A 5,741-nucleotide genomic window follows, 5' to 3' on the forward strand; every position below is an offset into this window, starting at 1 on the left:
TTTCAGGCCGATGCGGACCTCGACGCCGGAATCGCGCAGGCTCAGCGAATGCGCATGCCCCTGGCTGCCGTAACCGATCACCGCGACCTTACGGCCCTGGATGATCGACAGGTCGGCATCGTCGTCGTAGAACATCTCGACTGCCACTTGGTGGTATCCCTTCTGACTATTTCGAACCCGCGAAACGCGGGAAACGGTAAACGAGGCGTGAAAGACGGCCGGGCGCGGGGTGCGACCGGCCGTGGTTCAGCGGGTGGCGGTGATGGATTTGGGTCCGCGGCCCACGGCCACCACCCCGGATTGCACGATCTCGCGGATGCCGTACGGCTCGAGCATCCGCAGCAGGGCGTCGAGCTTGGAGCGGGTGCCGGTCGCTTCGACGGTGAGGGCGTCGGGCGAGACGTCGATCACCTTCGCGCGGAACAGGTTCACCGATTCGATGACCTGGGTGCGCACGCTGGCGTCGGCGCGGACCTTCACCAGGATCAGCTCCCGGGCCACGGATGTGTCCGGATCCTGCTCCACGATCTTGATGACGTTCACCAGCTTGTTCAGCTGTTTGGTGACCTGTTCCAGCGGCAGATCGTCCACGGTGACCACGATGGTCATCCGCGAGATGTCCTTGACCTCGGTCGCGCCCACCGCCAGGGATTCGATATTGAATCCGCGGCGGGAGAACAGGCTGGCCACCCGGGCCAGCACACCGGGCTTGTCCTCGACCAGGACGCTGAGGGTGTGGGTTGTGCTCACTGGGGGTTCCCCTCGGTCTCGTTCTGCTCCCGGGTCATGGCCTCGTGGATGACGGCAGGTTCGGCGACCTGCTCGTCCTCGTCGAACAGCGGGCGGATCCCGCGGGCGGCCATGATCTCGTCGTTACTGGTTCCGGCGGCGACCATCGGCCACACCTGGGCGTCCTTGCCGACGATGAAATCGATCACGACGGGCCGGTCGTCGATCGACTGCGCCTCGCGGATCGCGGCCTCCACGTCCTCTTCCTTCTCCACCCGGATACCGTGGCAGCCCAGCGCCTCGGCCAGCTTCACGAAATCCGGGATACGCAGGCCGTGGGTCTTGAGGTCGGTGTTGGAGTAGCGCTGGTCGTAGAACAGCGTCTGCCACTGCCGGACCATGCCCAGGTTGCCGTTGTTGATCAGCGCGACCTTGATCGGCACACCCTCCACCGCGCAGGTGGCGAGTTCCTGGTTCGTCATCTGGAAGCAGCCGTCACCGTCGATCGCCCACACCTCACGGTCGGGCATACCCATCTTGGCGCCCATGGCCGCGGGCACGGCGTACCCCATGGTTCCGGCACCGCCGGAGTTCAGCCAGGTGCGCGGCTTCTCGTACTTGACGAACTGGGCCGCCCACATCTGGTGCTGTCCGACACCCGCGCAGTAGATGGCATCCGGACCGGCGAGACGGCCCAGGGTTTCGATGACGTACTCGGGCGAGAGCGCACCGTCGGACGGGGCGGTCCAGCCGAGCGGGTAGGACTCCCGGACGCCGTCGAGGTAGGTCCACCAGGCATTCAGGTCCAGTTCGATTCCGGCCGGATCGGCGCGCAGTGTTTCGATCAGTTCGGTGAGCACCTCGCGGCAATCGCCCACGATCGGGACATCGGCGTGCCGGTTCTTGCCGATCTCGGCGGGGTCGATATCGGCGTGGATGACCTTGGCGTCGGGTGCGAAGGAATCGAGCTGACCGGTGACGCGGTCGTCGAACCGGGCGCCGAGGGTGATCAGCAGATCGGATTTCTGCAACGCCGCCACCGCGGCCACGGTCCCGTGCATACCCGGCATACCGAGGTTCAGCTTGTGACTGTCGGGGAACGCACCACGCGCCATCAGGGTGGTGACCACCGGGATACCGGTGAGTTCGGCCAGCTCCAGCAGTTCGGCCGACGCCTCGGACTTGATCACGCCGCCGCCCACATACAGGACAGGGGCGGTGGCCTCGGCGATCAACCGGGCCGCCTCACGCACCTGCTTACCGTGCGGTTTGGTGACCGGGCGGTACCCGGGCAGCCGCATCTCCGGCGGCCAGCTGAAAGTGGTCTGCTCCTGCAGGACATCCTTCGGGATATCGACCAGCACCACGCCGGGGCGCCCGCTGGAGGCCAGATAGAAGGCCTCGGCGAGCATGCGCGGGATATCGATACCTTCCTTGATCAGGAAGTTGTGCTTGGTGATCGGCATGGTGATGCCGGAGATATCGGCTTCCTGGAAGGCGTCGGTGCCGATCAGGCTGCGCGCGACCTGGCCGGTGATCGCGACCATCGGCACGGAGTCCATCTGGGCGTCGGCGATGGGGGTCACCAGGTTGGTCGCGCCCGGACCGGATGTGGCCATACACACACCGACCTTGCCGGTGGCCTGGGCGTAACCGGTGGCCGCGTGTCCGGCGCCCTGCTCGTGCCGGACGAGCACATGACGCACCTTGGTGGAATCGAAGAGGGGGTCGTAAACGGGCAGCACCGCGCCGCCGGGAATACCGAATACGGTGTCGACGCCGAGCTCCTCGAGGGAGCGGACGACGGACTGCGCGCCGGTAACCCGCTCGGGCGGTACCTGGCGGCGGTTCGCCGGGGTGGTCGGAGCACCGGCCGAGGCCGGCGGGTTCGAAGGCGCGGGCTTGCGGGCCGCGGGCCCGGGCCGGGTAGTTGGTGCGCTCACCGTCTTGGTTCCTTACTGCTTGTCGTTCACTTGTCCCGACATAAAAAATCCCCCGACAGCCGGTGGCTGTTCGAGGGTGGCGCGTCGCAGTGCGAGCTGACGTATGCGGATCGTCTGGCTCAGCGCTGGACGCGCCGGCCGATTACGAGCAACTCGATTCGATTCACGCGCATGACGGTATGTGTGCGTGTGGTGCAGAGTCAAACAGCTGACCGCTGTCTTCTCATTATGTGAGAAGGTAGCGGGTGCTCACGCCCGTCCACCATGATGCGAGGATGGTGGTGTGTCATCACCGCATCAGTCCGTGCCACCACCGGAATCGTCCCATATCCCCGCCGCCGCGGAGGTAACGGGTGGGGATACGGCGCCGCCGGGACCGACCCGTGTGATCCGCATGACACGACTGTCGTTCCTCGGGGTCGTCATCCTCGCGATGTGCGTGTTCTTCCCGATCGTCGGCTGGCCGGCCGCACTGTTCTGGCTGGCGCTGATCCCGATCGCCGCCATCGTCTGGATCCTGCGCACCCAGACCAAGGTGTCACCGAACGGCATGGACCTGCGCTCGATGTTCTCCTCCCGGCATATCGACTGGGAGCAACTGAAGGGCATCAGCATCCCCAAACGGGGCTACGTGCGCGCACACCTCGCCGACGACACCGAGGTACCGCTCCCGGCGGTGAGCTACGACCGGCTGCGCGATCTGGTGGACGCCTCCGGCGGGCGGATCCCCGACCCCTTCGCCGTCCCCGACCCCGGCCCGGCAGATGAGTCCGGCACGGAATCCACCGGCGACGATTCAGGCGACACCGACACCGGCTCACGCAGCACCGACACTGGCGACAACTCTTCCGCCGCGGACGACGACAAAGACTCACCTGCCAAGGGCTGAAGCCGCTCTCCCGCTGCGGACTCGCACAGCGCCGGCGGCTCTCCGGCCATGGTCCACACCGGGCCCCGGCCGATACCGGCCCGGAGTCCGCTTCCGGCCGGGAGTAGCCTGAGAAAACGCCGATCGCACCTCCAGCAGCGGTCATCCGCGGCCGGGCGATACGGCGTCGTCGCATTGTCCAGCCCCGCGACCAGACCGAGGACACCCATGCCAGCGCTTCGTTCCCGCACCACCACTGTCGGCCGTAATGCCGCCGGGGCCCGCTCCCTGTGGCGGGCCACCGGTATGACCGATTCCGATTTCGGTAAGCCGATCGTCGCCATCGCCAACTCCTACACCCAGTTCGTGCCCGGGCACGTGCACCTCAAGAATGTCGGCGAAATCGTGGCGGACGCGATCCGGGAAGCCGGCGGGGTACCGCGCGAATTCCACACCATCGCCGTCGACGACGGGATCGCGATGGGTCACGGCGGCATGCTCTATTCCCTGCCCAGCCGCGAAATCATCGCCGACTCCGTGGAATACATGGTGAACGCGCACACCGCCGACGCGCTGGTGTGTATCTCCAACTGCGACAAGATCACCCCGGGCATGCTGAATGCGGCCATGCGGTTGAACATCCCCACCGTGTTCGTTTCCGGTGGGCCGATGGAGGCCGGTAAGGCCGTGGTCGTCGGCGGTGTGGCGCAGGCCCCCACCGACCTCATCACCGCCATCTCCGCCAGCGCGAACACCGAGGTGACCGAGGACGGACTCGCCGAGGTCGAACGCAGCGCCTGCCCGACCTGCGGTTCCTGCTCCGGCATGTTCACCGCGAACTCGATGAACTGCCTCACCGAGGCACTGGGCCTGGCCCTGCCCGGCAACGGTTCCACGCTCGCCACCCACGCCGCGCGGCGGGCACTGTTCGAGCGGGCCGGCCGGGTCGTCATCGATATCGCCAACCGCTGGTATCGCGACGACGACGCGTCGGTGCTGCCGCGCAGCGTGGCGAACGAGAAGGCCTTCCGCAATGCGATGGCGCTGGATGTGGCGATGGGCGGATCCACCAACACCGTGCTGCACATCCTGGCCGCCGCGCAGGAAGGCGAGATCGATTTCGACCTGCAGGCCATCGAGGAGATCAGCCGGCGGGTGCCGACCCTGTCGAAGGTCGCGCCGAACTCCGACTATCACATGGAGGATGTGCACCGTGCCGGTGGCATCCCGGCGATCCTCGGCGAACTGCATCGCGGCGGGCTGCTCGAAACCGAGGTGAGCACCGTGCACACCCCGACCGTCGACGAATGGCTCGACACCTGGGATATCCGCTCGGGTAAAGCCTCCGAAGAAGCCCTCGAACTCTTCCATGCCGCGCCCGGCGGTGTGCGCACCACCGAACCGTTCTCCACCGACAACCGCTGGTCCTCGCTCGACACCGACGCCGCCGGCGGCTGTATCCGCGATCTCGAACATGCCTACACCGCCGAAGGCGGGCTGGTGGTGCTGCGCGGCAATATCGCCCTCGACGGCGCCGTCCTCAAAACCGCGGGTATCGACGAGGAACTGTTCACCTTCGAGGGCCCGGCCGTGGTGGTCGAATCCCAGGAGGAAGCCGTGTCGGCGATCCTCGGTAAGAAGATCCAGCCCGGCGATGTGGTCGTCGTGCGCTACGAGGGCCCCGCCGGTGGGCCCGGTATGCAGGAAATGCTGCACCCGACCGCCTTCCTCAAGGGCGCGGGCCTCGGCAAGGTGTGCGCGCTGATCACCGACGGCCGGTTCTCCGGCGGCACCTCCGGCCTCTCGATCGGGCATATCTCCCCCGAGGCGGCCAGCGGCGGCGCCATCGGCCTGGTGGAGAACGGCGACCGGATCCGTATCGACGTCACCACCCGCACCCTCGAGGTCCTGCTCGACGATGCGGTGCTGGCCGAACGCCGCGCCAAGATGGACGCCCGGGAACGCCCGTGGCAGCCGGTGGACCGGCAACGCCCGGTCACCACGGCACTGCGCGCCTACGCGGCCCTGGCGACCTCCGCCGACAAGGGCGCGGTCCGGCACGTGCCCTGAGGTTCCCAGGTCACGAACGGCGGCCGGTAACGACGAACCGCCGGCCCCCCCCAGGGAGGGGGGCGCCCGGGTGGGGGGGTTTTTTTTTTGGGCCCGACGGGCCCCCCGGGTTTGGGCCCCCCCGCCCCCGG

The 5,741-nt window shown here is 67.3% G+C and carries 4 protein-coding genes and 1 pseudogene; 2 read left to right on the forward strand and 3 right to left on the reverse strand.

The window, feature by feature from the left end; translation table 11 throughout:
• The 3 genes and pseudogenes from QH196_RS16120 to QH196_RS16130 form a co-directional block, all read right to left on the reverse strand.
• Positions 1 to 135: pseudogene (locus QH196_RS16120) on the reverse strand (ketol-acid reductoisomerase); the annotation flags it as partial.
• Positions 136 to 246: 111 nt separating this feature from the next.
• Positions 247 to 750, reverse strand: a complete 504-nt coding sequence (ilvN, locus tag QH196_RS16125; RefSeq protein WP_062979835.1) for an acetolactate synthase small subunit — start codon at positions 748 to 750, stop codon at positions 247 to 249.
• The gene (locus tag QH196_RS16130) at positions 747 to 2,672 is read right to left on the reverse strand and encodes an acetolactate synthase large subunit (protein WP_280416612.1); all 1,926 of its coding nucleotides are present in this window, start codon (positions 2,670 to 2,672) and stop codon (positions 747 to 749) included. Before QH196_RS16130 ends, ilvN begins: the two co-directional genes overlap by 4 nt.
• A 283-nt stretch (positions 2,673 to 2,955) precedes the next feature.
• Between QH196_RS16130 and QH196_RS16135 the strand changes: the two genes are divergently transcribed.
• The gene (locus tag QH196_RS16135; RefSeq protein WP_280416613.1) at positions 2,956 to 3,561 is read left to right on the forward strand and encodes a PH domain-containing protein; all 606 of its coding nucleotides are present in this window, start codon (positions 2,956 to 2,958) and stop codon (positions 3,559 to 3,561) included.
• Between the two features lie 207 nt (positions 3,562 to 3,768).
• Positions 3,769 to 5,610, forward strand: coding sequence for a dihydroxy-acid dehydratase (gene ilvD / locus QH196_RS16140; RefSeq protein WP_280416614.1), 1,842 nt, complete (start codon positions 3,769 to 3,771; stop codon positions 5,608 to 5,610).
• Positions 5,611 to 5,741: the final 131 nt, after the last annotated feature.

Origin of the sequence: Nocardia carnea (assembly GCF_029868325.1) — a bacterium.
Lineage (GTDB): Bacteria > Actinomycetota > Actinomycetes > Mycobacteriales > Mycobacteriaceae > Nocardia > Nocardia carnea_C.

Coding starts and splice junctions, on each gene's coding strand:
- ilvD (WP_280416614.1), top strand. CDS start 3,769: ATGCCAGCGCTTCGTTCCCGCACCACCACTGTCGGCCGTAATGCCGCC.